The sequence below is a fragment of the Thermodesulfatator indicus DSM 15286 genome, assembly GCF_000217795.1.
GTDB classification, from domain to species: domain Bacteria; phylum Desulfobacterota; class Thermodesulfobacteria; order Thermodesulfobacteriales; family Thermodesulfatatoraceae; genus Thermodesulfatator; species Thermodesulfatator indicus.
In genome coordinates this window covers 1,304,000-1,328,392 of the sequence record NC_015681.1, presented here as the reverse complement: position 1 = coordinate 1,328,392, position 24,393 = coordinate 1,304,000, and the positions used below count along the sequence as shown (strand labels likewise).

Sequence of the window (24,393 nt, the reverse complement as noted above, 5' to 3'; positions counted from 1 at the left end):
ATACTTAAGAGACTGCTTCGCCCATAAGGGCTCGCAGTGACAAACTGGAAAGGGCTCACAGTAACATCTTAAAAGAGTCATTGCGAGACTGCACCCAGCAGCGAAGCAATCTCTCTCGCGAGGCGACATAGTCGCCGTGGCAATCTATCTATGTTTTTTAAACTTTGCAAAGTCTCTAATTGTATATAATCCGCTGGCCAAATTTTTAAACCCGAACAAGAAGAAACTTTTTTTCTGTGGGATGTAAACGCCGTCAGAGATTGCTTCGTTCCTAGGTCGCTCACAATGGCCCCTTCTTGTCAATGCGAGGAGGCACGAAGTGAGATCCCTTCGCTGGCGCTCGGGACAGGCGAAGCAGTCTTGCGGATCGAGATCGCCACGGCACCGTTGGGGGCTCACAATTACCGTGTAAAAATTACCTATAGCCAGGGGAAGAAAGGTTTCAAATAAGGAGCAAAGAACAAGTACACCACAGCCCCTAAGGAAAGAAAGGGCCCAAAGGGAATGGCAAAAGTGCGTTTATCTTTGGCTTTTTGCCATAGGGCTAGGGCAATCCCTATTACGGCTCCTACCAACGAGGCCAGGAATACTACAGGTATTAAGCTTTTTACACCGAGAAAAGCGCCTATCATGGCCAGGAGTTTAAGGTCTCCTCCGCCAAGGCCCTCTCGTTTGGTGAAAAAGTAATAGAATTCGGCAAGAAGATATAACCCTCCAGCTCCACAAAGAGCACCAAGCAAAGCGTCCGTAGGAGTTGTAAGCGGATTGTAAAGGGAAAAAGCCAACCCGACCAAAATACCTATAAGGCTTATCTCATCGGGGATTATCTGGTGTTCCAGGTCAATAAGACTTGCTACCCACAGAGCCGCTACCAGAAAGAAAAACCCCAGGTAAGCCGGAGTTAAGCCAAAACGAAGATATACAGCTACGGAAAGAAGGGCCGTAATCAATTCCACTAAGGGATAACGCCAAGATATTTGGCCACCACAATTTCGGCAGCGTCCTCGCAACCAGAGAAAACTCAAGATGGGGATGTTATCATACCACTTGATAGGGGACTTGCAGTGAGGACAACGAGAACCAGGCCTGATAACTGATTCTTCTTTAGGGAGCCGGTAGGCACAAACATTCAGAAAGCTTCCCACCAGGGCTCCGAAGATAAAAACGGCCAAAATTTCTACAACTGTTGTTTCTAGCATTAATAATCTTTATCGGCTATTTCCCGATAAAGATTACGGGCTTCTTCAAGGATAGGTAAAATTTTTACAAACTTAGCGTAAACCCGGTGAAGGCCATCGTGGAAACTAAGAAATTCTATCCCCATACCAACTCTTTCAGGCGTTCCGTGATGTCTTATTATCCCGTCTATAGGGATAGGGCCAACGCAAGGCAAAGAAAGAATAAGGGTTACTTTTTCTCCTATAGGGATAAGATTTTTAGGTAGTGTTTCTATAAAGCAACCTGTTAAGGATAAATCACAAAGAAAAAGGGAAAGATTTTTTTCATCAATATAAACTGGCAGCTGGCAGCAGTATCTAGGGCTTCGGCGTCTATCTACTAAAAACATAGAAAACTCCTTTACGGGTGTTTTTATCTTATGATATGCCTAAATAATAACAAAATAAAGGAAAATCCATGGGTAGTTTAACTTTTGTTGGCGCCTGCGGCTCGGTTACCGGCAGTTCTTACTTGCTTGAAAGCAAAGGCAAAAAAATTCTTATTGATTGCGGCCTTTATCAGGAGGAAGACTTTATTTCTTTTAACGAGTCCTTTCCGTTTTCGCCTAAAGACATTGACTACGTTATTTTAACCCACGCCCATCTCGACCACTCAGGAAGGCTTCTTGAACTTGTGCGTGACGGCTTTCGCGGTGAAATACTTACCACCAAGCCCACCATAGAACTTCTTGATATTGTTCTAAATGACCGCCTTCATTTAGAACCACATATAGGCCTACGTAATTTACCAGAAAAAGTTCAAGAACTTTGCTGGGCTTTCACTTACGGAGAAATGGTAGATATTCCTGGCGATATACATTTCCGCTTTCAGGATGCCGGGCACATTTTAGGAGCCGCTAATGTAGAGCTCTGGTGTGAAGGGAAAAAGTTTGTTTTTTCAGGTGACATTGGTCGGCAAGGAACTCCTATCATCAGAGATCCTACTCCCATCAAAGAGGCTGACTATGTAATCATGGAATCTACTTACGGCGGGAGACACCATCCTCCCTTTTCTTTGGCCAAAAGACAACTCAAAGCCATAGTTGAGCTGGCTCAAAAATTAAGGGCCAGGGTTTTTATTCCCTCCTTTGCCATTGGGCGAACCCAGGAGCTTCTCTATTTTTTTAATGAGCTCGTAGAAGACGGCGAAATAAAGCCTTTACCCGTTATCGTTGATAGCCCTATGGCCCTTAAAGTTACCAAGGTCTATGCCCGCCACACTGAACTCTACGATGAGGAAGCCCTAGATAGATTGGCCAGAGGAGACAGGATTTTTTCTTTTCCGCTGCTTTTTTCAGCGATCTCACGCGAGGCCTCACGACGTATTGACGAACTTAAGCCACCCTATGTAGTAATTGCCGGCTCGGGTATGGTAACCGGAGGCCGCATCGTAGAGCACCTAAAAAGACATCTTTCGTCTCGCAAGACCTTTGTTGTTTTTGTTGGCTACCAGGCCAAAGGCACTCCTGGTCGGGCTATTCTTGAGCGTTTACCAAGAGTAAAACTTGATCACACAACCGTAGAAAATCGGGCCCGCATTTTCAGGATTGAAGCCTTCTCTGCTCACGCTGACCACAGTGAATTGCTCTCCTGGCTTGGTAATTTTCAGGAAAAGCCCAAACGGGTCTTCTTAACCCACGGAGAGCCTGCGGCTCGGGGCAAGCTTTTAAAAGCCATCCGTGAAAGATATGATCTCACCGTTGAGGCCCCAAGCCTTAATCGTAAATTTGTTTTTTAAACACAAAGACCCTCTGCCCACCATGGTCAAAGAAGGCTATGCTTTTTAAACAAAAAGGAAAGAACACAGGCAATCTTTTTCGGGGATAGATCATGGTTAAATCCCACGGAGAAAATCCTTTCCTGAAAAGATCTGAAAGCTTTTTAAGAGGGACAAAACCTTCTTTTAATCTTTCTCCAAAAGGCGGATTAGTTACGAGAAAGCCTTCGGTAGCCGGCGGTTTTAAGCGAGATATTTCCACCTTTTCAAACTTGACCCAGGGAGCTACCTGGGCTGCTCTGGCATTTTCCTGTGAGGCGGAGATGGCTTTTTCACTCCAGTCTGTACCCAAAATTAATCCGCTCGGAGGTGTGATCGCTTTTTGGGCCTTTTCTTTTAGCTCCTGCCAAAGCTCAGCCTTAAAATTCCGCCAGTTTTCAAAAGAAAAACTACGGTTAAGCCCCGGAGCAAGATTGGCCGCAAGCATAGCCGCCTCAATTACGATGGTGCCTGTCCCGCAAAAGGGGTCAAGAAAAGGAGTTTTTTTATCCCAGCCAGAGAGCAAGACCAGGGCAGCGGCCAGGTTTTCTCGCAGAGGTGCCGGACCTTTGGCCACTTTATAACCACGTTTAAAGAGATCTCCACCAGAAGAGTCGATCCTTATAAGGACTTCGTCTTTAAAAAGGCGCACTACCAATAAAGGAGCTGCTTCTTCTCTGGTTAGCGTCAATTCTCTTCCAAGCCTTAAGGAAATGGCTTTGATTAAACGTTCGGCCACTGCCTGGGAATGATAAAGTTTTGAACGACGGCAGGTAACCCTGATTTTTACGGCCTTAGCCTCGGAGAAATATATTTCCCAGGGGAAACGAGAGGCCTTTTCTACCAGTTCTTTAAAGTGTAGGGCCTTAAAACTTCCAATTTTTAGGAGTATACGGCTAGCTGTACGTAGCCACAGGTTAGCAAGGTAAAGATCTCCTAAAGTGCCTTTAAAAGAAACCCCTCCAGGAATGATTTTTCCTTCAACTCCTAAAAAAGAGAGCTCACTTGACAGGACTCCTTCTAATCCTGGAGAACAACCGGCCAAAATGTCGTAAAGGCTTTGTGAAGACAAGATTTTTACTCGCCTTCAATGTACTTGTGGGCGTAAAGGCGCACCTTATGGCCTTCTAGCACATGAAAAGTCTGTATTTTTTTTATCAGGGCTGGCGAAAACTGCCCAATAGGCAGATAAATAACCTTTTTCCCCTGATGGGTAGCAAATCGTTTGGCCAGCGAAGAAGGAGGCTTTTTGGCAATATAAACCACGTATTTTTCAAGGGAATAATCTATGGCCGCTATAAGTAAGCGCTCGGCCTTACCGCGGGCAAAATCAAAAATCGGATCACTCCAGATGTCATAAACCCGCATTGGCGGATAAGTGAGCATGAAACCGCCGTAATGACAACGAGAAATCCCTGGCCCTACGACCACCTCACCGGCTCGGGTGGCGTAAAAAGCCATATCTGATTCTTGATCGTGCTCACCGTGCCAGGTAATTTTCCACGGGTAGCGTTCTTTTCCGTCAGGGGCTTCGTCTTCATCAAAGATAACCACCACAGAGCCTACCTTCCCGGTAATTGGTCTTTCTTCCCGCACATAAAGGCGTCCTTCATACCAATTTCTTATTGTTTCTCTGAGGTCTATACCGTCTTTTAAAGAAGAAGTAAAAGGCTCAACACGCCTTAGGTCTTCGGCCAGAACCCTTAGAGCCTTTTTCATCACGTAACGCCCAAAGCCTTCTACTACAATGTCTTCAGGGGGGAAGGAACAAATATTTATGCCTTTCCAGGACTCTTTCCATTGGCCGGGCCTTTTTTCCAGGGGCCTTTTTTTAACTGGAACCAGGCGTTTACGGCGAAGAGGTTTTAGCTTGCGGAAAAACTTTAGTTTTTTGTGCGGCTTAAAGAGGTCATCAAGGTTTATCCTGATAGGGCAGATTTCTGGATTTTCTGTTTGGAAAGGATATCGGGTTCCAATTTCCCATAGCTCCCAGGCAAAGTCATCATTAACACTGCCGCGGGCCGCTACCAGAAGTTGATAAAAGTCAGGGGTCAGGCGGCCTTCGGTAAGAGCGTAGTTTCTGGCAAATTGATTTAAAATTTTTAAGTGCCTTGGCGGAACAACTTCTTTGTTTTTCTCTTCGTGCTGAGAAAGGGCTTCTTCCAGGAGCCGTTGCTGTAACTCCAGCCGGTCTAAAGTCAGCTGCTTGGTGCGTTCTTTTTCGTAAATTCCCTGGAAATAACCAATTTCTGAAAGCACTTCTCGACTTGAAGCCTGGTCGAGGTGAAAGAGAGAAACTCCTTCGCGTTTGCGTCTAGCCAAAGGCTGGGCAAGTTCTTCTTTTAAAAACTCTTTTATGGCGTTTACGTGGGCAAGCCCTCCCACAAAAACAATAGACCGAAAACGCTTAGCCAATTGCTTGAGCCTGTAAGCAATGGTTTTCTCCCGGTGAATATCAAGAGGGTCTTTGGGATAGTCAACTTTAAGAGCCTCTTCAAGAAATTTTTCATAGCCCAGGCGGGAAACAGCGTAAGAATCCGGGAAGACTTCTTTGTGGCCTTGGTAGCCGTCAAGGTCAAGATCTACAAAGTGAACTTTAGAGCCGATCTCAAGGCCCGTGCGCACGGCTTCTATCAAGGGCTCAACAGGTTCTACCAGGAGATAAACTGTGGTGCCGTCTTTTTCCTGATAGGAGACTACTGAAAGAAGGGGAAGTCTCTTTACGCCGCGCAAAATCTTTTCCGCAAGTGTTTCTGGATACTCTACGGCTACGGCTTCAGGTTTTATATCTAGTAGATAATTTCTTACCACCTGGGCAAACTCAAGTTTGCCATGCAAAACCGGTAAAAAAATTATTTCGCTTGACCCTATTTGGGCCCTGGGAAGCTCATGTTTTTTCATATTACACGGGTCTTAAACGAGGGCCTTCTTTCCTGTTATCCGGCCAAAAGATTAAAGCCGTTTGCCCCAATGTTTGGGAAATAGCTTCTTTTAGGATTTCTTTTTTATCTGCCCCTTTGTCCGGCCCGGCCAGGCGTTTTAAGGCGTAACGGGCAATGTTTACCCCGTCTCTTACGGAAAAAGTTTCTCCGGCCCGGTGCGCTAGCTGCAAAAAGGAAACTACGTAATGAAGTATTTCTTCATCGGCAAAGGGGAGATTGGCCCTGAGCATTTCATATTCCTCTTCGGCTTCTGGAAAATCAACGTAGATTTGGGGCTGAAGCCTGGAATGGATATATTCTGGCACTTCAAAAGTAGAGGCATCTTCATTCATGGTGACGCAAATGCGGAAGTCTGGATGGGCCTTTATTTTGATACCCGCCACAATGGATTCTACGTAACGGCGCGAGTCAAGAAGTGGGGCTAGCGAGGCCCAGCTTTTTTCACTCATGCGGTTGGCTTCGTCAATAATGGCGACACCGCCTTTTATCATAGCGGTGACAATGGGGCTTGCCATATAGCGAATGCGACCTTCATCAGAGATTACCGGGGTAATAAGCAAGTCTTCAGGGCGAGTATCAACCGTGGCCTGAAAGATATAAACTTCTTGGCCAAGCCTTTTAGCCGCGGCGTAAGCTATGGTGGTTTTCCCCACGCCCGGTTTTCCTACCAAGCGGGGATTAAGAGGCAGGTCTTTTTCGTCAATAATCATCCAGGCGGCGAGCACCTGCTTGATAACATCTTCCTGGCCTACACAAATCAAGTTCAATTCATCAGGGTGCGCTAAGTGAAGGGTTACACCGTCAATTACCCAAGTTTCCATATCTATCACCTTTTAAAAATTTTTGGCTGACTTGATTATAATCAATTATACCTTATTTGAAGATAGCTTCATCTGTAGGAGAAGACATGAAGCCCAAGATAAAACAGGTGAAATTTGAAAAGAGTGCTTTTAAGCCTGAAGATTTGACTGTCCCCAAACTGCCAGAAGTGGCTTTTTTAGGGCGGTCAAATGTAGGCAAGTCTTCTTTGATAAATGCTTTTCTGGGGCAAAAAAGGCTTGCCAGAGTATCTTCTACGCCAGGGTTTACTAAGGCCATCAACTTTTACCGGGTGGATCATCGGTTCTGGGTAGTTGATTTACCTGGTTTTGGTTTTGCTAAAGTGCCTCCCAAAATGCGGGCCCAGTGGAAAAAACTTATAGAGACTTATCTTTCTTCACCCCGGTTGACCAAGCTTTTGGTTTTAATTTTTGATATTCGGCGTGAGCCTGATGAGTTGGATTTTATGCTGATTGACTATGTAAAAAGCCTTGGTCGTAATTTTATCGTGGTGCTAAACAAAATAGACCGAGCCAAAAAGACAGATCTTCCCAAACTTAAAAGACGCTATCTAGAAAAACTTTCTTTGGAAGAATCTCAAGTGTTTCTTTGTTCATGTAAAACTCGGGAAGGGCTTGAGCCGATAAAACAAAAAATCTGGGAAAGCTTAGCTGAGTGATTAAGGGGCACGCCAAAGGCGTGCCCGAGCGATATTTAGTGTTCGTCTAGGTGGCCTTTAAAAATACGTTCTCCCATAAAGAAAAGCATGCCAAACAGGCCAAATCCACCGAGAACTACCAGCCACTCTAAGAAAGTGGGGCTATAAGAATAGAAGTGAGGCATATCTACAATTTGGAGACCATGGTAATGCGGAATAAGTTGCCCCAAGACGACTAAATCATAGCGCATCACAAAGATGGCCAAAAGAGCCACTCCAGAAACAATGGCCATAGCTGGAATATTTCTAGCTTTAACGGCAAGAATGACGATAAAAGGCAATACTAGACCGAGGCCAACTTCAAAGAACCAGAAATTAAAGGCAAATGGACCAGCAATCAAGGCCATAGTAGCTTCATATTTTCCCGGAGGATGTCCAGCAAGGCCCGCCAGAATTTTCCAGGTAGTAAAAAACATTACAATGGCTAACAATAAAGCATAAATTTTCCCTGTAACTTGAAGGGCTTTTTCCATTTTGGGTTCCATTTGCCAGCCATTAACTTTGTAGGCCAGCCAGGTAAAAAATATAATCGCCGCTCCACCACTCATCATGGCCGAAGCAATAAAATAAATGGGCATGTAAGGACCATGCCAGAACTCTTTAGCGTTAACCAGGCCAAAAACCGCTCCCAGGTTACTGTGTGCCGCCACACCAGCAATAACTCCCATCAAACCAGCCAAACCGGCTTTGCGATGGTGTCCCAGTTTTAGTAAAGCAAATTCCACTAACATAAAAAATAGGTAAGCGCCGTAAAGGGTTCCCATCCACCAAATGTTAGACGTAGGGTTAGGAGAAATAATGTTATAAATGGCCATACGCCAGGGATTTTCCAACTCAAAAGCAATTACCGCAAAGCCAGCGATAATAGTAGCGATGGCTAAAAACACGCTACGGCTGGCAATAGGCATCAAACTCTCAAGTCCGAAGACATGGCCTATAGAAGAAGTTAAACAGAGACCGGTGGAGGTGACTACAAAAAACACGTAAGTAGAAATAAGTATCCCCCAGGGGACCTCTCTAGTTATACCATAAACATGTTCATGGCCAGCAATGAAACTATAAATACCAACCGCAGTGCCTACCGCGAAAAGAAGGCCAAAGAGCAAAGCCAGCCAGATGTTTGTTTTGCTGGGGATAATGACCAGTTCTCTTCCAATTACTGCCTCTCTTGTTTCCGCCATAATGCCCTCCTAGGTTTAAAAATTTTGATATTTAAGTACAAATTTTTTAAAGCTTTTTATAAAAAAATATAAGTGTCTATGTCAAGTTATAGTGAAAAATAATAAAATAGGAAAAGATTGAAATTGAAATGTCAGAAAAGTATATCAACAAATGGCAGGAATTTTTGACAACTCTTATTGTCAAAAAAACTTGTAAATTACTATTTACAAACCAATACCTCGGAGGGCAAAAGGGGCAAATTTTTCTGTGTTTAAGAAGTAAAAATTTTAAAATCTATTGTTCTGTTTCGTCTTTTCTCACGACTGAAAGATAAGCCGTGCATCTGTTCCTCACCTCTGGGGGGCAGCCTACGATGCTCCAACAGGGGGCATATTTAAGAAGTTCCTTCACTCCTGCTAGATTCAACCCTTTTTCGTGAATCATTTTACGCAAGCAATTAATCCATTGAATATTATCCATGGAATAGTAGCGTCTGCTTCCCCGGCGAACCGGCCTGATCAAACCTTCTTTTTCATAAATACGTAAAGTTCTGGGGTGCACTTCCAATATTTTGGCGGCTACACCTATAGAAAAGATAGCTTCATTCTTTTTCATTTTTGACCTCCTTTATTTCAAAGAGGGGCAAAGCCCCTCTTTGAATTTTAGTGTTCTCTACTTTCGAAAACCCCGGCAAAATAGCGTTCTCCAAGCAAGAAACCAGTAATCAAAAGGCTAGCTCCACCCACAAGCATCAATAATTCAAAGATAGAGGGGGAGTAGCTCAAGTACCTGGGAATATCTTCAAATAAGCCGTAATAAGGATGAACAATCTGGCCTCCAATTACTAAATCATATCTCTGGAAAAAGGCCCCTATCAAAGTTATTAGTGAGGCCAAAAACATAGCGTGGATATTTCTGAGTCCACCAAATACCAGAATTATTATGGGAAAGACCAGGCCTAGAGCGATTTCAAAGAACCAGAAATTAAAAGCCAGAGGTCCACTCAAGAGGGCTTTGGCTGCCAGACGACCTTCGTCAGAGCCACCGGTAAAAATAGCGAGAAATCGCCAGATAGTAGCCAGAGAAACAGCTATAAGGAAAAGAAGAAGGACTTTGGCAGCGGCTGAGCTAGCTTTTTGCATGGCCTCGTCCATAGGTTTCTGACGCACTTCATAGGCAATGTAGTTAAAGAAAATCAAAGCCGCGGCACCGGTCATAAGAGCAGAAGTTATAAAGTAAATGGGCAACTGCGCACCATACCAGAAGGGCCTGGCAGAAATGAGGGCAAAAACAGCACCAAGATTGGTATTGGCGGCTATTTCCGTTAAAGCGCCCAATAAGCCCAGAGCAAAGGCCAGGGCAAAACGCTTAGAAAGAATTAAAACGAATTCAAGTAACATGAAAGCCACACACGCACCGTAGAGGGCACCCATCCACATGATGTTAGAGGTAGGATTAGGGGTTATAGCCATCCAAAACATACGCCAAGGATTTTCCAATTCTAGCCCGATAATTAAAAAAGCCGCTAAAATAGCAAAAATAGACAAATAGAGAGATCTGTTTGAAAGCGGCAGAAGTGAAGTGCCTCCAAAAAGATGCCCCAGGACAGAGAGAATACAGAGCCCGGTGGACATTATGGCAAAATAAATGTAACCAGAAATTAGAATTCCCCACGGGATTTCACGAGTAGTGTTGCAAATGTGATGATGCCCAACAATTAAGCCGTAAATTCCCGCAGCTACCCCAACTAAAGTTAAAAATAGGAAAATAAAGGTTAAAATAGTGATACGTGGCTTGGCGAACGATAGATCAACCTGAAAAGGTTTTAAGGTTTCTACCTTGGTCTCAGCCATAACAAACCTCCTTATTTGTGTTTTTCTTCTTCAATCCATTTGGGAATAGAAAAGGTGGCAAAAAAAGCTGGTATAGCGGCAAAAGGCCCTAACGCCAGGAACATTAAAAAACAAAAGGCTCCAAGTATTCCTTCTGCCCAGCACCATCCTTCTTGAACTTCACTCAAGGCCGTGTTCTTTTTTAAAAAGTGTGGTTTTAGGGCTTGAATGCTTTTCATGGCTTTGGCTCCTTTAGGCTTTTATGTTTTAAAAATTTTGTTTATTACGTTTTGTAAACTCTTATTTATTTTTTCTTTTGCGTTTCTCTATTTAACTTTTTCTATCAATGTCTATTTTCACTTTTTGGATAATGCATTTGTCATGCCAAGTTGACATTTAAAAGGTTGAAACTATTGGAAATTAATGTTTTCAGGAAAAATGATATTAAATATAAGGAAATTTGAAGTAGTATAGAGGAGAAATTTTAGGCGCAAAATAAGCCCAGACAATACGAATTGGGCGCAAAATAAGCCCGTTTTTATCTATTCTTGACAATGGATATTTTTATTAAATTTTATAAATTATTTTATTCAGGAAGTTTTATGGGCTTATTTTGCGCCCATTGTCTTGGAGGCCATATTTTTTAAGCTTTCGGCGGAGGGTGTCTTTAGAAATGCCTAATTCGCGGCAAGTGGCCATCTTGCGCCACTTGTTACGTCTTAAGGCTTGAAGAATGGCTTCTTTTTCTATTTCTTCCAGGGTTTTGGGGGTGGACACTAATGTTTGATGTTCGCTCGGCCATATAATTTCTTTTTTCTTTTCAATATAATCTGGCAAATGTTCTGGATAGATGAGGCCTTCTTTGCAAACAATGAAACAATACTCAATAATGTTTTCCAGTTCTCTAACATTTCCGGGAAAATCATAGCTCATCAGAATTTTCAAAGCGTCTTCAGAAATACCTACTATTTCTTTGCCTTTACTGGCCCTAAATTTTTTGATGAAATGTTCAATTAAAAGGGGAATATCCTCACGTCTTTCCCTGAGGGGTGGAAGATGAAGTCTAACTACATTTATCCGGTAAAAAAGATCCTGTCTAAAGCGACCTTCTTTTACTAGTATTTCGAGATCTTGATTAGTAGCGGCTATTATGCGCACGTCTGCCTTTTCCGGCTTGGAAGCCCCGAGAGGTTCATATTCCTTGGTTTCAATAGCTCTCAACAGTTTGGCCTGTAAGGAGAGAGGGATTTCTCCTATTTCGTCCAAAAAAAGTGTACCGCCATCGGCTAGTGCAAAACGGCCAGGCTTGTCTTTCTTGGCATCGGTAAAAGCTCCAGCTTTATAGCCGAACAATTCACTTTCAAGAAGAGTATCAGGAATAGCGGCACAGTTAACCGCCACAAAGGGACCATTTTTCCGGGGAGATAACTCATGAATAGCCCTGGCAAAAATATCTTTTCCCGTGCCTGATTCTCCCGTAATAAGAACGGTGCTTTCACTTTCAGCTATATCGGGTAATACCTTGAAAATTCTATCTATTAAAGGGCTTTTTGAAATTATATCGCAAAGTTTGTAGGTCTTAGTAAGCTCTTTGCGTAGAATAGATATTTCGCTAAGGTCTCTTACCGTTTCCACAGCTCCTATTAGTCTTCCCTGAGAATCTTTAACGGGAGATACCGTAATAGAAACGGGAACTTTTCTTCCGGTTTTATGAATAAAGTAAGCTTGCTTATTGGATAGTTTCTTGTTTTCTTTTATCACCCTTGCTACAGGACATCCGCTTTCGCATAAACTACTTTTGAAAATTTCATAGCAAGGTTTTCCCAAAGCTTCTTTAGCTGTGTAGCCTGTAATTTTTTCAAGCGCCTGATTGTATGATGTGATTTTGAAATGTTTATCTACTGAAAAGACTCCATCTCCTATACTTTCTAAGATTGTTTGTATTTGGACTTCAAAAGTTATATCTTTAAATATTTCTAAACCACCCAGCAATTTTTCTCCTATAAATAGTGGGCTTGCTATAATTTCGGCAGGAAATGAAGACATGTCTTTTTTAGTTAAAAATATACCAGATTTTTTGATGACATTTTTCTTTTCAAAACTTTCTTTAATTATGCAATTATTTTGGCAAATAGTCGATTTTAATATTTCATGACAACTCTTTCCTAAAGCTTCTTCTACACTAAATCCGGTTAGTATTTCAGCTTTTTTGTTAAAATAAATTATCTGATAATTTCGATTTACTACTAAAAGAGCTTCGTTAAAATTGTTTAATATTGTATCAGATAATGTGAATGGAAAACCATGGTTCAATGAAATTATGCAGAATTCTTTAGAAGAAGGTAAGAATATACTGATATAGACAAAAGTTTCTTCGATATTCTGTAAATAAATAGGTACTTGTATTATTTCTCTTCCTGTTTGTATTTTTTCTTTTAAGCAGTTGCAAATAGTTTTATCAATTATTTTTTTTAGCACATCATAACAATATGCTCCCAAAGCTTCTTCTTTTTTAATTTTTAATAACTTTTCAGCAGTGGTATTTATATAAACAATACGATATTCTTTGTCAGTTATAATGATACCTTCTTGGATAATATCCAAAAGGTTAGCTAGTATTTCTGAATTGAAAGATTGTTCCATATATCCGAGTTGAATTAATTTTATTTAAAATAATTGAACCAAAAAATGTAAGAGGTGTAAATAGGGGGAAGAGGAGAGTTTTTCTCTCCTCTTTTTTAGTGAGAAACTTTCTTTTCTTGGCGTTGTAAGCGTTGCCAGCCAAGGACTCCGATATGGCAGGTGGTGCATTTTTTGTCCGAGGCAAAAGCACTTTCTCCGTCGTGACAGGCACCGCAGTATTTACCGTTATACAGGGCCTCCATGTTAAAGTCTTCGTTTTCTTCAGCGGTACCTGTGGCCATTTCGAAAACATCGTCATGGCAGTCTTCACAGCTAAGGCCAGCTTCTTCCACATGAAATTTATGGTCAAAAATAACGGCCTTTACCGGTTTGGTAAAAATTATGGGTTCTTGAGGATACTCATCTTCGTCTTCCTGTCCCCAAAGAGGTTTGCTGATAAAAAAACAACATAAAAGTATTAGAGGAATGGACAATAAAAAACAGCGTTTCATATAAGCCTCCTAGAATTTATCCTAAGCCCTCAATGGTGTAAAACACGTTGGGCTTGGCTCCTGTTTCCGGCCGCAAAACCCAAATTACACGGGCAGGATCATAGACTATTTGATAAACTTTACTTTTGGGGTCAGTAAGGTCTCCAAATATACGCACCCCTGCAGGGCAGGCCTCAGCACAGGCGGTAATTTTGTCTCCCTTAGAAAGCCTTGATTCCCAGCAAAAATCACATTTATCAACTGCTCGTCTCTCTTCGTTAAAATAGCGCATATTGTAAGGACATGCCGTCATGCAGGTTTTACAACCAATACATTTTTTGGGAATCATTTTTACTATTCCGGTTTTAGGATCTTTTACAGTAGCTTTAGTGGGGCAAACTCTCACGCAAGGGGGAATATTACACTGGTTACAAAGAACGGGCATGAATTGGCGCACATAGCCCTCTGGGCCCTTTAATTTTCTTTCAAAAATACGGGTGCGCCACCCATAGGGGGGAACATGATTGGTGCGCACACAGGCTTCCATACAGAGTTCGCAATCAACACAACGGTCGGTTATGAGCACCATGGCGTAATGTGGTTTGTAAGGGAAAGTTCCCACATAAGCTGGAGGAATAGCCTTAGCATTATTAAGTTTAGATACTAAAGAAAGGATAGTGCCTCCGGCAAAAACTCCTGTGACCTTAAGGCCCATTTTTAGAAAGGACCGCCGTTCTGCCAAAGGAATCGTATCAACTCCTTCGTTTTTTAAAGAAGCTAACCACTTTCCAAATTTTTTGAGATCCATAACTCATCTCCTCTAAAAAACTCTAAAAAAGGCGGATTTAAATCCGCCTTTTTTAGCCCCTATTTCTTTATGTGGCATTCTTTACATTTGGTGGGAGCGTTGGGATGTTTGTCCTTAACCTGTTTATGACAGCCTTTACAATTTTTGTGCATAGCTTTTTTAACGCTATTTAGTTTTTTATTGGCCATGTCTTTATTGTGACATTCGCTGCACTTTTGGATTTTCATACCTTCTTTGTAAGGGCTATGATCTTTTCCATGGTGGCATTCACCACATTTGATTCCGTAATCTTTTTGATGTTTTAAATGATGAAAAGTTACTGTTCCCTTTTTCCCGCCTTCAAAAGTGATAACCTCTGGACCATTATCACCAGAAATAGCGTAACCGTAAAAAGCTAATCCTACTATTAAACCCAAAATTCCTACCCATACCTTTTTCATAGAAACCTCCTCTTATTCTTTTTTGTTGTTGCAGCTTAATTTGATTTTTATTAGCCGTCAAAAAGCATTTTGGACCGAAAAAGCTCTTTTTCCGTAAAAATAAGGCTTGGATTTTTGTAGTTACAAAAAATTTACTTTCTTTAACAAAATTTTAAAAACTTTTGATTATAGCTGTTAAATTCTTAAAAAATTTTGGATAATAAATATCCACTTTCTAACAAAAGATAAAAACAGCTAGCAATTATAATCTGGGCTACAATATCTCCCGGGGAAAGAAAAAGCCCCAAAGCATAGGCCACTCCCAAGAGATAAAGGACACGTCTTTTGCCACCATAAGCAGGCAAAACGCCCACTTTTACCAGGAGCGCAGTAAAGAGAGGTATTTGGGAAAGAATAGCGGCAAAAAGAAGACCTTTACCCAGGAAGGCCAGGTAGCTTTGAATTCTTAAAAGAGGGGTGAAATGAGTATAACCTAGACCCAATACAAATTTTAAAAACGCCGGAAATACGATGAAATAAGTGAAGGCTAAAGACGCCAAGCAAAAAATAGCTCCTAAAAAGAGTGTTTTTGAAAAAAATTTTTTCTCATGAGGGAAAAGAGCTGGGGAAAGGAAGCGCCAAGCCTGGAAGACAAAAAAAGGAATAGAAATGGCTAAGGCCATGAAAAAGGTGCTTTTTAATGCGGCCATAATGGCTTCTGGCAAAGAAGTAAAAACTAAGCCTAGTTTTTGATCAGGGAAAGCCCTCTCATAAGGCCAGAGAAATAAAGCTGTTAAACGGTGAAATTGGCTAAAAAGAACAATCCAGGCGAAAAAAAGAAAACTCAAAAAAAACAATATACGCCGTCTTAATTCTTCAAAATGAGTTAAGAAGGTTATTTTAGTCCTTTGAGCCATTTTCTACTTTGTCTTTTTCCAAGATTTTTGAAGTTGAAGGAGCTTCTTGTTCTTTCGTTTTCTGCTTGGTTAAGGAATTGAAAGGGTCTGGTTCAAGAGGTGTATAGACTTTTTCTAGTAATTCTCGTTTCACTTTTTCTATTTCGGCCTTACTTTCTTCTAGTTCATCGGCCCCGAGTTCTTTTTTTAATTCATCAGCAGCTTTACGAAATTCAAGAAAGACCTTGGCTACCGAGCGTGCAGCCTCTGGCAAGCGCTCAGGTCCCAAAACAATTAGGGCTACCACAAAAATAACTATTAGTTCAGGAAAACCTATACCAAACATAGTCCGTCCTCAATCGAGATAGATTCTAAAACTACCCCTTCCTAAGAGACAAAACAACTCATAAGGAATAGTTCCTGCGCGAGAAGCCAATTCTTCAGCAGGTACTTCTTTTTGGGGACCACCGAGTAATATCATCTCATCTCCCGGAGAAACGTTAAGTCCTGTTACATCAAACGCTATAACCCGCATGGAAACGGCTCCCACAAGCGGAACCCTTTTTTCTTTTATCCAGGCAAAACCGCGGTTGCTTAAACTGCGCAAATACCCGTCGGCGTAGCCTACCGGTACGAAAGCTACTCTCATTTCCTGAGGAGCGGTGAAAATGGGGCCATAGCCTGTGCCCTGACCAGCTTTTAATTTTTTCACACTCAAAACCTGGGCTTTGGCCGTCATTACTGGTTGTAATTTTATCGGTGTGGCTTGCGGTTCACACGGATAGGCTCCGTAAAGAGCAAGCCCCGGCCTAACCAGGTTATAGTGAGTAGATTTATCGAGTATTAGAGCCGCTGAGTTAGCTAAATGAAAGAATCGCGGCTTAATCCCCAAAATTTTAAGTTTTTTTATGCACTCGGCAAAGGTCTTTTTTTGGGCCCGGGTGATTTCTTTTTCTGGTTCTTCAGCGCACGCCAGATGAGACATAAGCCCTTCTAAACGCAGCTGGGGATTTTCTTGAAGTATCTCAATGGCCTTTTCTAATTCTTCTGGTGACAAACCCAGCCGCCCCATGCCCGTATCGAGTTTTAGATGAAGAGAAAAGGTCTTATTTGTTTTGCGCGAGAAAGAGGCCAGAAGGTTTAATTGGTGCAAGTCAACTACCGCGGGAATAATTTTTAGCCTGGCTATTTCTGGAAGCCAAGGAGCCTCAAAACCACTTAGTAAAATTATGGGCAGGGCTAGGCCTGCTTCTCGTAAGCGTAAGGCCTCATCTAAGTCGGAGAGGCCAAAGCCGTAAATACCTTCTGAAGCCAGGGTTCTGGCTACTGGTAAAAGCCCGTGGCCGTAGGCTTCACTCTTAATCACCGGAAGAAAACCCACCTCAGGTTTGACAAGGCTTTTAAGCCTTTTCAAATTAGACCTAAGGGCTGAGAGATTAATTTCAAGCCAGAAAGACCAGCGAATATGAGCCTCCTAAAATTTTTTTACTTGATTACTCATATTTATGCATTTACTACTTGCGGTAAAGAGTTAAAATTATTACTATACTAAAAAGGTAGGAAATTAAGAAATTTTACAAGGTGGTTGGTTATGGCACAAAAACCAATGCTTGAAATTGATGACCTTTGGGTAGAGGTAGAAGGGAGAGAAGTTCTTAAAGGGGTCAGTTTGACCATCCCGGTAGGTGAAACCCATATTCTTTTCGGCCGCAACGGATCCGGGAAGACCTCCCTGCTCATGACTATTATGGGTTTTCCTCAGTACCAGGTACGTCATGGGAAGATAATTTTTAAAGGCGAGGACGTAACTGACCTTCCTCCTTACGAGAGAGCCAGGCGAGGTATAGGTATTATGTTTCAGCGTCCACCCAGTATTAAAGGAGTCAAGTTGCGTGAACTCCTTGAACTTTGTGCCAAAGAAAACGGCTACCGCATCCAGGAGCTGGCCCAGGAGTTCGGTTTTGAAAAATTTTTAGACCGTGAGGTAAATCTGGGTTTTTCGGGGGGAGAATTGAAAAAAAGCGAACTTTTACAGCTCCTGGTCCAAAATCCAGATTTGGCCTTAATTGATGAGCCTGAATCTGGCGTTGATGTGGAAAATATAGAGGTTATTGGTCGCATGATCCGGCGCTTGCTGGAAAAGGAAACCCACCGGCCGAGGAAAAAAAGCGGCCTGATCATTACCCACACGGGTTTTATCCTCCAATACGTCCCGGCTGATCGGGGCTACGTTATGCTAGACGGCAAGATTTATTGCCAGGGTAATCCTCAGGAAATTTTTGAGGGAATACAAAAACATGGTTATGAGGAGTGTCTAAAATGTCTGAAAAGAATGGAAACCCAACTGAACGCCTAAATTTAGAAGATTTTATACCGGCTAAAAAAATAGAAGCGCCTAAATCTTTAGATGAACTTTCTCAAGATGAAGTGGCGCGCCTCAAAGAGGTAGGGATTGATATTGAAGCCAGAGAAAAACTGGGGCTTTTTGTCCAAGCTGATTGCGGAGTAGTTTCCTGTAACTGTGTGCCCAAAGGCGTAGAACTTTTACCTATTACCGAAGCCCTTAAAAAATATGACTGGCTTCGCGAAAATTATCTCTGGAAGGCCGTTTCGCCAGACAAAGATGAATTTACTAAAATTACCGCCGAAGACCTTGATAATGGCTACTTTATTCGGGTTATGCCTGGTGAAAAAGTCATCTACCCCCTACAGACCTGCCTATATATTCGTACCGACAAAGTAGCTCAGCGAGTACACAATATTGTTATCGTAGAAGAAGGAGCTGAATTTCATGTTATAACCGGCTGTACCACTAATCCTCACGTAACTTCAGGTCTCCATATCGGGGTCTCCGAGTTTTATGTAAAAAAGAATGCCAAATTCAGTTATACCATGATTCACGAGTGGGGAGAAAACGTCCACGTACGTCCTCGCACTGGTATCTGGGTGGAAGAAGGCGGAGTAATGATTTCTACTTATGTTTCTCTTGATAAAGTTGGTTCTGTGCAATCATATCCTACCTGCCGTTTAAAGGGGCGTGGAGCTATAGGGCAATTTAGTTCTATTATTGCCGCCCCTGAAAAGTCTCACCTTGACCTGGGCTCAAGGGTCATTTTAGAAGCCCCAGAGACCAGGGCCGAGATTATCTCCCGTACAGTTTGTTATGGTGGAGAAGTTATTGCCCGCGGCCATTTGATCGGCAAAGCCCAGGATATTAAGGCCCACCTTGAGTGCCAGGGGCTAATGTTGACAGATAAGGGCTACATCTTAGCCATTCCAGAGCTTGAGGCCCATGTGTCTAACGTGGACATGTCTCACGAGGCCGCTGTTGGGAAAATTGCTCGCGAAGAGATTGAGTATCTTATGGCCCGCGGCCTTGATGAAGAAGAAGCTACCAGCCTGGTAGTACGCGGATTCCTAAACGTAAGAATAGAGGGCCTTCCTGACGAACTTCAAGCTAAAATTGATAAGACTATCGAAGAAGCCAAAAAAGGTATGTAACCAAGACGGGGCCAGATGTAGGCCCCGTCTTTTTATCAAACCTACCCTTGGCAAAAAATAAATCTTTTGTTAAAGCTCAAAATAAGTGATCTTTTTATTTAGTCGTATTGATAGTTAAATTTCATCTAAAATACTTCACAGATAAATTTAAATTTGCTATCAAAAAGCTACTTTGTATTTAGTTTACAAAAATTAAAGGAGGGTTATATGGCGGATCCGACCAAGATTGAAAGCGTTTTAAAAGAAGAACGCATTGTTTATCCTCCGCAGGAGGGGCGGGATGAGGCTTACATTAGCAGCAAGTTTGATTATGAAGAAATTTATCGTTACTCCTTAAATGATCCTGATGGTTTCTGGAGTGAGCGGGCCAAAGAATTAATTACCTGGTTTAAGCTCTGGGATCGCACCTGTTACTGGGATTTTCATAAGCCAGAAATTCGCTGGTTTGAGGGCGGAAAATTAAATGCTTGCTACAATTGTGTTGACCGCCACTTAACAGATGAAACCCGCAACAAGGCCGCTATCATCTGGCAGGGAGAACCTGACGAAGAAGTCAAAGTTTACACCTACGAGATGCTCCACCGTGAAGTCTGTCGTTTTGCCAATGTCCTTAAAAAGCTTGGTATAAAAAAGGGCGATCGTGTTTCTATTTATCTTCCCATGATCCCTGAACTTCCGATTGTTATGCTGGCTTGCGCCCGCATTGGCGCCATTCACTCGGTTGTCTTTGGTGGTTTTTCAGCCGAGAGCTTAAAGACCCGTATTCAGGATTGTGAAGCCAAACTTCTCATTACAGCCGACGGGTACTGGCGTTCTGGCCGCAAGATTCAGGCCAAAAAGAATGCTGATGAGGCCTTAAAAGATTGCCCCACTGTTGAAAAATGTATTGTAGTAAAAAGGCTTGGCCTTGACATTAACTGGGTAGAAGGCCGCGATATCTGGTATCACGAAGCCATCAATGCCGAAGATATTTCTGACTGGTGTGAATGTGAAGAAATGGACGCTGAAGACGTACTTTTTATTCTTTACACTTCAGGCTCTACCGGGAAGCCCAAGGGCGTTTTTCATACTACGGGAGGCTATCTGGTCTATGTGGCTCATACCCTTCAGTGGGTATTTGACTTGAAGCCTGAAGATATATTCTGGTGCACCGCTGACATTGGCTGGATTACCGGTCATTCCTATATCGTTTACGGGCCTTTGAGTCTTGCGGCCACCCAGATTATGTATGAAGGTGTGCCCACTTATCCGCACCCGGGGCGTTTCTGGGAGCTCTGCCAAAAGTTCAAGGTAAATCTTTTTTACACGGCGCCAACAGTTATTCGGGCTTTGATGAGGGCTGGTGATGAATGGCCTCATAAGTATGATCTTTCCAGCTTGAGGGTCCTCGGTTCGGTGGGTGAGCCTATTAACCCGGAGGCCTGGTGGTGGTATTACGAGCACGTAGGCCAGAGGCGTTGCCCCATTGTAGATACCTGGTGGCAAACAGAGACCGGCGGTTTCCTTATTTCTCCCTTGCCCTATGCTATTCCGCAAAAACCCGGCTCAGCCACTTTACCTTTACCCGGAGTTGAACCTGTAATTCTCAAAGACGACGGTACTCCGGCTGATGTAAACGAAGGTGGCCATCTTTGCATGAAAAGAGCCTGGCCGGGAATGCTCCGTGGTGTGTGGGGTGACCCGCAGCGTTTTAAAGACGTTTATTTCAGCCGCTTCCCTGGCTATTATTATACCGGTGACGGTGCTCGCCGTGATGAAGACGGCTATTTCTGGATTATGGGGCGCCTTGATGACGTTATCAATGTCTCCGGTCACCGTCTAGGTACCATGGAACTTGAGTCTGCTCTCGTGGCCCATCCGGCAGTGGCCGAAGCTGCGGTTATCGGTTATCCTCACGAAATTAAAGGCGAAGCCATCTACGCTTTCGTAATCCTCAAGGAAGGCTACGAGCCCTCTGAAGAACTCCGTCAGGAACTCAAGCAACATATGCGTAAAGTTATCGGGCCGATTGCTACTCCTGATTACATTCAGTTCGTCTCAGGTCTTCCCAAGACCCGCAGTGGAAAGATTATGCGTCGTATTTTACGTAAAATTGTGGCTGGTCAATACGAAGACCTTGGTGATACTTCAACGCTGGCTGATCCTTCAGTCATTGATGAACTTATTAAGGGAAGAGAAGAATTAATGGGCAAAAAGTAAAAATTTTAGGGGCACCTTTTGGTGCCCCTAAAAAGTATCATTTGGTTATGCTGTCACCGTGACACTTTACTAGAGAAAATATATTCATAGACCTTTACAAAATTCACAAAAACACAGATAGATCCGGCGACTAGGTCGCCTCGCGAGATTGCTTCGCTCGCCTGCGGCTCGCTCGCATGACGAGAAAGGGGAACGTAGCTCACAATGCCTTTCCCGCTTTGTCACTCCAAACGGAGCGAAGTTGTCTTTTCTGCCCTTAGCCATCAGCCATAGGCCCATCTACCATTTAGTCACTGCGAGTCCTTTTCCTTCCTTGTCACTGCGAGCCCTTTCCTGTTTGTCACTGCGAGCCCTTTCCCTTCCTCGTCACTGCGAGCCCGTATGGGCGAAGCAGTCTCTTACGATAAAAATTTTCCCAAAGGTTTCTGCAGAATGTAAGGAAGACCTTTAGTGCTCCTGAAATATTACGGACGATGGCGAAAGAGTAAAAAGCCCCCTTCCCCAGAAGTCTATTAAAGTTGGCTTTCTAATAAATCTGGTGGTGGAGTGGCGTAAATTACCCCTTTTTTCAGGTCAATTTCAGAAATTATGTCTTCAACCATCGGAAGGTAAATAGTTTTGCGTGGCTCTACCCTAACTTCAAGGAGTTCATAAGGGCCAACAGGCATAAGCCCTACCACTTCTCCTAATTCTTTACCATCTGGCAGGATTACTTTTAGGCCGATTAGCTCAAAGACATAAAATTCATTTTCTTCCTTTGGTGGGAGGTCTTCAAGGTTTACAAATAGTTCTATATCGTGGAGTTTTTCAGCTGCGTCCCGGTCGTCAATGCCTTTAAATTTAAATAAATAACCTTCACCAGGGGCTGGACGAAATTTTTCTACTTCTAATATTTCATAATCTTCGCGACCCAGACGACGATAAAAACGCGGAATTCGGGTAATAACTTCAAAATTTAAAAGAGGATAGGGGAGGACTTTTACCTCCCCTTTTATTCCGTGCGCCCTAGCAACTTTCCCGATAGGGATTTTTCGGGACTGATCCACCAATTATTCTATAATTTCTAAGACCGCACGTTTGCGGAGCTTGGTGGAAGCGGCACTTAAAATAGTGCGCATGGCCCGGGCGGTGCGCCCCTGTTTCCCGATAACTTTGCCAAGGTCTTCTTTGGCCACTTTGAGCTCAATAACCAAAGTCTGTTCGCCTTCAATCTCTTTTACCTGAACGGCGTCTGGATTGTCCACTAACGCTTTGGCAATGTTTTCAATTAGCTCTTTGAGTTTTCCCATAACTAACCTCCTCTTGAACTTTCCTCAGCAGAAATATAGGTATCCCTAAAAAAGATGCCACCCCTTAGTTTAAAATTCCGCTACGTCTTAAAAGGGCACGCACCGTTTCCGTGGGCTTGGCCCCGCGATCAAGCCATTTTTTTACTTTTTCTGGGTCAACTTTAAACTCATAAGGGTCTTTTAAGGGATCATAATACCCTAATACCTCTAAAAATTTTCCGTCGCGGGGAGCAGAAGCTTCAGCAGCTACCACCCGGTAAAAAGGACGATTGCGACGTCCCTTGCGCATTAAGCGAATTCGTATAGCCACCTTCTTTCACCTCCTTGCTAAACTAAGCTTAACATATTTACATGCCAAATAGGTTTCGGGCAAGGGCCTGAAGCCCACCTTTTTTGCGCATATGTTTAAAAAGTTTTCTCATTTCTTCGTAGCTTTTGAGCAAGCGATTAACGTCCTGCACCGTGGTCCCACTTCCCTTGGCAATTCTGCGTTTACGGCTAGCGTTTAAAATTTTAGGGTTGCGGCGCTCTTGAGGAGTCATGGAATTGAGAATGGCTTCCATCCTTACCAACTCTTTCTCATCAAAAGGCATATCCTTAAGCTTGCTACCAATTCCGGGGATAAGCTTGATAATACTTTCAAGAGAGCCAAGCCGCTTCATCTGGCGAATCTGATCACGCAAGTCCTCAAGGGTAAAGGCGTCTTTTTTGAGTTTTTTCTGAAGTTCTTGGGCTTTTTTAAGATCAAAGGCCTCCTGGGCTTTTTCAATGAGAGAGAGCACATCACCCATGCCCAGAATGCGTGAGGCCATGCGGTCGGGGTGAAAGACTTCAAGGGCGTCTAGCTTTTCGCCTACTCCCAGAAATTTAATAGGGCAGCCTGTTACTGCCCTAATAGAAAGGGCGGCACCACCCCGGGCATCACCTTCTACTTTAGTGAGCACCACTCCGGTTAAACCGACTTTTTCGTGAAAGTTTTTGGCGATATTTACCGCGTCTTGCCCGGTCATAGCGTCGGCTACCAGAAGCACATCACGAGGTTCTACGGCCTGCTTAATTTCTTCAACTTCAGCCATCATTTCGTCGTCAATATGAAGGCGGCCGGCCGTATCAATGATAACCACGTCATACCCTTTGGCTTTGGCTTCCGCCATAGCCTGCTTTACAATATCTACGGGTTTTTGATCGGGCTGGCTATCAAAACAGGCCACTCCTACCTGTTTGGCCAGAGTTTTAAGTTGGTCAATAGCGGCCGGCCGATAAACGTCAGCTGGCACCAGAAAAGGCTTTAAGTTTTTCTTTTTGAGAAACTTGGCCAGCTTGGCCGCGGTGGTGGTTTTACCAGACCCCTGTAAACCTACAAGCAATATAGGAATGGGTTTAGGGCCCGAAAGGTTTAAAGGAACGGCCGAATCACCTAAAGTGTGAACTAATTCTTCATGGACTATTTTTATAAGCTGTTGAGCCGGGGTAAGGCTTTCTAAAACTTCGGCCCCGAGAGCACGTTCCTTTACACGGTTTATAAAATCTTTTACTACGCGGAAATTAACGTCGGCTTCTAATAGGGCCAGACGCACCTCTCGCAGGCCCTTCTCTACATCTGAAGGGGTGAGTTTTCCTCTACCGCGTAGCTTTTTAAAAGTTGATTCCAGACGATCACTTAAATTTTCAAACATTGGTCACACTTCGGCCTATTTTTTCAAGAACTTTAACTTGAAAAGAA

Annotated in this window: 25 protein-coding genes; 5 read left to right on the top strand and 20 right to left on the bottom strand. The window is 43.1% G+C overall.

Going from position 1 to position 24,393, the window contains the following annotated elements; translation table 11 throughout:
- Positions 1–419: 419 nt before the first annotated feature.
- A complete protein-coding gene (locus THEIN_RS06435; protein WP_013907874.1) occupies positions 420–1,199 on the bottom strand; it encodes a prepilin peptidase in 780 nt (259 codons plus the stop codon).
- The gene (locus tag THEIN_RS06430; RefSeq protein ID WP_013907873.1) at positions 1,199–1,567 is read right to left on the bottom strand and encodes a PilZ domain-containing protein; all 369 of its coding nucleotides are present in this window, start codon (positions 1,565–1,567) and stop codon (positions 1,199–1,201) included. The genes THEIN_RS06435 and THEIN_RS06430 overlap by 1 nt, the downstream gene beginning before the upstream one ends.
- A gap of 68 nt (positions 1,568–1,635) precedes the next feature.
- Here THEIN_RS06430 and THEIN_RS06425 point away from each other — a divergent pair, with 68 nt between their 5' ends.
- Entirely contained in the window at positions 1,636–2,955 is a 1,320-nt protein-coding gene (locus THEIN_RS06425; RefSeq protein ID WP_013907872.1) for an MBL fold/beta-CASP domain-containing RNA metallo-hydrolase, read from the top strand.
- On the opposite strand, the gene THEIN_RS06420 is transcribed toward THEIN_RS06425, so the two are convergent.
- Genes THEIN_RS06420 through THEIN_RS06410 form a run of 3 tightly spaced genes read right to left on the bottom strand, consistent with a single transcriptional unit; the run spans position 2,933 to position 6,736 of the window.
- On the bottom strand, positions 2,933–4,045 hold the full coding sequence (locus THEIN_RS06420) for a THUMP domain-containing class I SAM-dependent RNA methyltransferase (protein ID WP_013907871.1): 1,113 nt from the start codon (positions 4,043–4,045) through the stop codon (positions 2,933–2,935). The two genes, THEIN_RS06425 and THEIN_RS06420, sit on opposite strands and share 23 nt — an antisense overlap.
- A 5-nt stretch (positions 4,046–4,050) precedes the next feature.
- Positions 4,051–5,874, bottom strand: a complete 1,824-nt coding sequence (locus tag THEIN_RS06415; protein WP_013907870.1) for a hypothetical protein — start codon at positions 5,872–5,874, stop codon at positions 4,051–4,053.
- A gap of 1 nt (position 5,875) precedes the next feature.
- Complete coding sequence (locus THEIN_RS06410) at positions 5,876–6,736, bottom strand: AAA family ATPase (RefSeq protein ID WP_013907869.1); 861 nt, start codon at positions 6,734–6,736, stop codon at positions 5,876–5,878.
- 56 nt (positions 6,737–6,792) lie between these two features.
- On the opposite strand from THEIN_RS06410, the gene yihA reads away from it, so the two are divergent.
- On the top strand, positions 6,793–7,413 hold the full coding sequence (gene yihA / locus THEIN_RS06405) for a ribosome biogenesis GTP-binding protein YihA/YsxC (protein WP_245523069.1): 621 nt from the start codon (positions 6,793–6,795) through the stop codon (positions 7,411–7,413).
- Positions 7,414–7,448: 35 nt separating this feature from the next.
- Here yihA and nrfD (THEIN_RS06400) read toward each other — a convergent pair whose 3' ends face one another.
- The 11 genes from nrfD (THEIN_RS06400) to alr form a co-directional block, all read right to left on the bottom strand.
- On the bottom strand, positions 7,449–8,633 hold the full coding sequence (gene nrfD, locus THEIN_RS06400) for an NrfD/PsrC family molybdoenzyme membrane anchor subunit (protein ID WP_013907867.1): 1,185 nt from the start codon (positions 8,631–8,633) through the stop codon (positions 7,449–7,451).
- Between the two features lie 274 nt (positions 8,634–8,907).
- Positions 8,908–9,228: a MerR family transcriptional regulator gene (locus tag THEIN_RS06395; RefSeq protein ID WP_013907866.1), complete on the bottom strand. Its 321-nt coding sequence runs from the start codon at positions 9,226–9,228 to the stop codon at positions 8,908–8,910.
- A 47-nt stretch (positions 9,229–9,275) separates the two neighbouring features.
- Entirely contained in the window at positions 9,276–10,466 is a 1,191-nt protein-coding gene (gene nrfD, locus THEIN_RS06390) for an NrfD/PsrC family molybdoenzyme membrane anchor subunit (protein ID WP_013907865.1), read from the bottom strand.
- A gap of 11 nt (positions 10,467–10,477) precedes the next feature.
- Positions 10,478–10,684 carry a hypothetical protein gene (locus THEIN_RS06385; RefSeq protein WP_013907864.1) on the bottom strand — a complete coding sequence of 69 codons (207 nt, stop codon included), beginning with the start codon at positions 10,682–10,684 and terminating at the stop codon, positions 10,478–10,480.
- Between the two features lie 361 nt (positions 10,685–11,045).
- The gene (locus tag THEIN_RS06380; protein WP_013907863.1) at positions 11,046–13,088 is read right to left on the bottom strand and encodes a sigma 54-interacting transcriptional regulator; all 2,043 of its coding nucleotides are present in this window, start codon (positions 13,086–13,088) and stop codon (positions 11,046–11,048) included.
- A gap of 95 nt (positions 13,089–13,183) precedes the next feature.
- The gene (locus tag THEIN_RS06375; protein WP_013907862.1) at positions 13,184–13,579 is read right to left on the bottom strand and encodes a cytochrome c3 family protein; all 396 of its coding nucleotides are present in this window, start codon (positions 13,577–13,579) and stop codon (positions 13,184–13,186) included.
- A 16-nt stretch (positions 13,580–13,595) separates the two neighbouring features.
- Entirely contained in the window at positions 13,596–14,366 is a 771-nt protein-coding gene (locus THEIN_RS06370) for a 4Fe-4S dicluster domain-containing protein (RefSeq protein WP_013907861.1), read from the bottom strand.
- A 59-nt stretch (positions 14,367–14,425) separates the two neighbouring features.
- Positions 14,426–14,806 carry a cytochrome c3 family protein gene (locus THEIN_RS06365; RefSeq protein ID WP_013907860.1) on the bottom strand — a complete coding sequence of 127 codons (381 nt, stop codon included), beginning with the start codon at positions 14,804–14,806 and terminating at the stop codon, positions 14,426–14,428.
- Positions 14,807–14,988: 182 nt separating this feature from the next.
- On the bottom strand, positions 14,989–15,702 hold the full coding sequence (tatC, locus tag THEIN_RS06360) for a twin-arginine translocase subunit TatC (protein ID WP_013907859.1): 714 nt from the start codon (positions 15,700–15,702) through the stop codon (positions 14,989–14,991).
- Complete coding sequence (tatB, locus tag THEIN_RS11985; protein ID WP_013907858.1) at positions 15,686–16,027, bottom strand: Sec-independent protein translocase protein TatB; 342 nt, start codon at positions 16,025–16,027, stop codon at positions 15,686–15,688. Before tatB ends, tatC begins: the two co-directional genes overlap by 17 nt.
- A 9-nt stretch (positions 16,028–16,036) precedes the next feature.
- Positions 16,037–17,122: an alanine racemase gene (alr, locus tag THEIN_RS06350; RefSeq protein ID WP_281054745.1), complete on the bottom strand. Its 1,086-nt coding sequence runs from the start codon at positions 17,120–17,122 to the stop codon at positions 16,037–16,039.
- A gap of 150 nt (positions 17,123–17,272) precedes the next feature.
- On the opposite strand from alr, the gene THEIN_RS06345 reads away from it, so the two are divergent.
- From THEIN_RS06345 to acs, 3 genes are all read left to right on the top strand, one after another.
- Complete coding sequence (locus THEIN_RS06345) at positions 17,273–18,037, top strand: ABC transporter ATP-binding protein (protein WP_013907856.1); 765 nt, start codon at positions 17,273–17,275, stop codon at positions 18,035–18,037.
- Positions 18,001–19,182, top strand: coding sequence for a SufB/SufD family protein (locus THEIN_RS06340; protein WP_013907855.1), 1,182 nt, complete (start codon positions 18,001–18,003; stop codon positions 19,180–19,182). Before THEIN_RS06345 ends, THEIN_RS06340 begins: the two co-directional genes overlap by 37 nt.
- A 207-nt stretch (positions 19,183–19,389) precedes the next feature.
- Positions 19,390–21,381: an acetate--CoA ligase gene (gene acs, locus THEIN_RS06335; RefSeq protein ID WP_013907854.1), complete on the top strand. Its 1,992-nt coding sequence runs from the start codon at positions 19,390–19,392 to the stop codon at positions 21,379–21,381.
- Positions 21,382–21,893: 512 nt separating this feature from the next.
- Here acs and rimM read toward each other — a convergent pair.
- From rimM to ffh, 4 genes are all read right to left on the bottom strand, one after another.
- Positions 21,894–22,427: a ribosome maturation factor RimM gene (gene rimM / locus THEIN_RS06330; protein WP_013907853.1), complete on the bottom strand. Its 534-nt coding sequence runs from the start codon at positions 22,425–22,427 to the stop codon at positions 21,894–21,896.
- Between the two features lie 3 nt (positions 22,428–22,430).
- Positions 22,431–22,670 carry a KH domain-containing protein gene (locus tag THEIN_RS06325; protein ID WP_013907852.1) on the bottom strand — a complete coding sequence of 80 codons (240 nt, stop codon included), beginning with the start codon at positions 22,668–22,670 and terminating at the stop codon, positions 22,431–22,433.
- Positions 22,671–22,734: 64 nt separating this feature from the next.
- Positions 22,735–22,980: a 30S ribosomal protein S16 gene (rpsP, locus tag THEIN_RS06320; protein WP_013907851.1), complete on the bottom strand. Its 246-nt coding sequence runs from the start codon at positions 22,978–22,980 to the stop codon at positions 22,735–22,737.
- Positions 22,981–23,017: 37 nt separating this feature from the next.
- Positions 23,018–24,346 carry a signal recognition particle protein gene (ffh, locus tag THEIN_RS06315; protein WP_013907850.1) on the bottom strand — a complete coding sequence of 443 codons (1,329 nt, stop codon included), beginning with the start codon at positions 24,344–24,346 and terminating at the stop codon, positions 23,018–23,020.
- Positions 24,347–24,393: the final 47 nt, after the last annotated feature.

Bases quoted from the DNA above. Each gene is read 5' to 3' on its own strand.
- acs (WP_013907854.1), top strand. From the start codon at position 19,390: ATGGCGGATCCGACCAAGATTGAAAGCGTTTTAAAAGAAGAACGCATT.
- THEIN_RS06380 (WP_013907863.1), bottom strand. From the start codon at position 13,088: ATGGAACAATCTTTCAATTCAGAAATACTAGCTAACCTTTTGGATATT.
- THEIN_RS06370 (WP_013907861.1), bottom strand. From the start codon at position 14,366: ATGGATCTCAAAAAATTTGGAAAGTGGTTAGCTTCTTTAAAAAACGAA.
- nrfD (WP_013907867.1), bottom strand. From the start codon at position 8,633: ATGGCGGAAACAAGAGAGGCAGTAATTGGAAGAGAACTGGTCATTATC.
- THEIN_RS06325 (WP_013907852.1), bottom strand. From the start codon at position 22,670: ATGGGAAAACTCAAAGAGCTAATTGAAAACATTGCCAAAGCGTTAGTG.
- THEIN_RS06385 (WP_013907864.1), bottom strand. From the start codon at position 10,684: ATGAAAAGCATTCAAGCCCTAAAACCACACTTTTTAAAAAAGAACACG.
- ffh (WP_013907850.1), bottom strand. From the start codon at position 24,346: ATGTTTGAAAATTTAAGTGATCGTCTGGAATCAACTTTTAAAAAGCTA.
- THEIN_RS06425 (WP_013907872.1), top strand. From the start codon at position 1,636: ATGGGTAGTTTAACTTTTGTTGGCGCCTGCGGCTCGGTTACCGGCAGT.
- tatC (WP_013907859.1), bottom strand. From the start codon at position 15,702: ATGGCTCAAAGGACTAAAATAACCTTCTTAACTCATTTTGAAGAATTA.
- THEIN_RS06375 (WP_013907862.1), bottom strand. From the start codon at position 13,579: ATGAAACGCTGTTTTTTATTGTCCATTCCTCTAATACTTTTATGTTGT.
- THEIN_RS06395 (WP_013907866.1), bottom strand. From the start codon at position 9,228: ATGAAAAAGAATGAAGCTATCTTTTCTATAGGTGTAGCCGCCAAAATA.
- THEIN_RS06410 (WP_013907869.1), bottom strand. From the start codon at position 6,736: ATGGAAACTTGGGTAATTGACGGTGTAACCCTTCACTTAGCGCACCCT.
- THEIN_RS06345 (WP_013907856.1), top strand. From the start codon at position 17,273: ATGGCACAAAAACCAATGCTTGAAATTGATGACCTTTGGGTAGAGGTA.
- tatB (WP_013907858.1), bottom strand. From the start codon at position 16,027: ATGTTTGGTATAGGTTTTCCTGAACTAATAGTTATTTTTGTGGTAGCC.
- THEIN_RS06430 (WP_013907873.1), bottom strand. From the start codon at position 1,567: ATGTTTTTAGTAGATAGACGCCGAAGCCCTAGATACTGCTGCCAGCTG.
- THEIN_RS06365 (WP_013907860.1), bottom strand. From the start codon at position 14,806: ATGAAAAAGGTATGGGTAGGAATTTTGGGTTTAATAGTAGGATTAGCT.
- THEIN_RS06340 (WP_013907855.1), top strand. From the start codon at position 18,001: ATGTCTGAAAAGAATGGAAACCCAACTGAACGCCTAAATTTAGAAGAT.
- THEIN_RS06435 (WP_013907874.1), bottom strand. From the start codon at position 1,199: ATGCTAGAAACAACAGTTGTAGAAATTTTGGCCGTTTTTATCTTCGGA.
- nrfD (WP_013907865.1), bottom strand. From the start codon at position 10,466: ATGGCTGAGACCAAGGTAGAAACCTTAAAACCTTTTCAGGTTGATCTA.
- THEIN_RS06415 (WP_013907870.1), bottom strand. From the start codon at position 5,874: ATGAAAAAACATGAGCTTCCCAGGGCCCAAATAGGGTCAAGCGAAATA.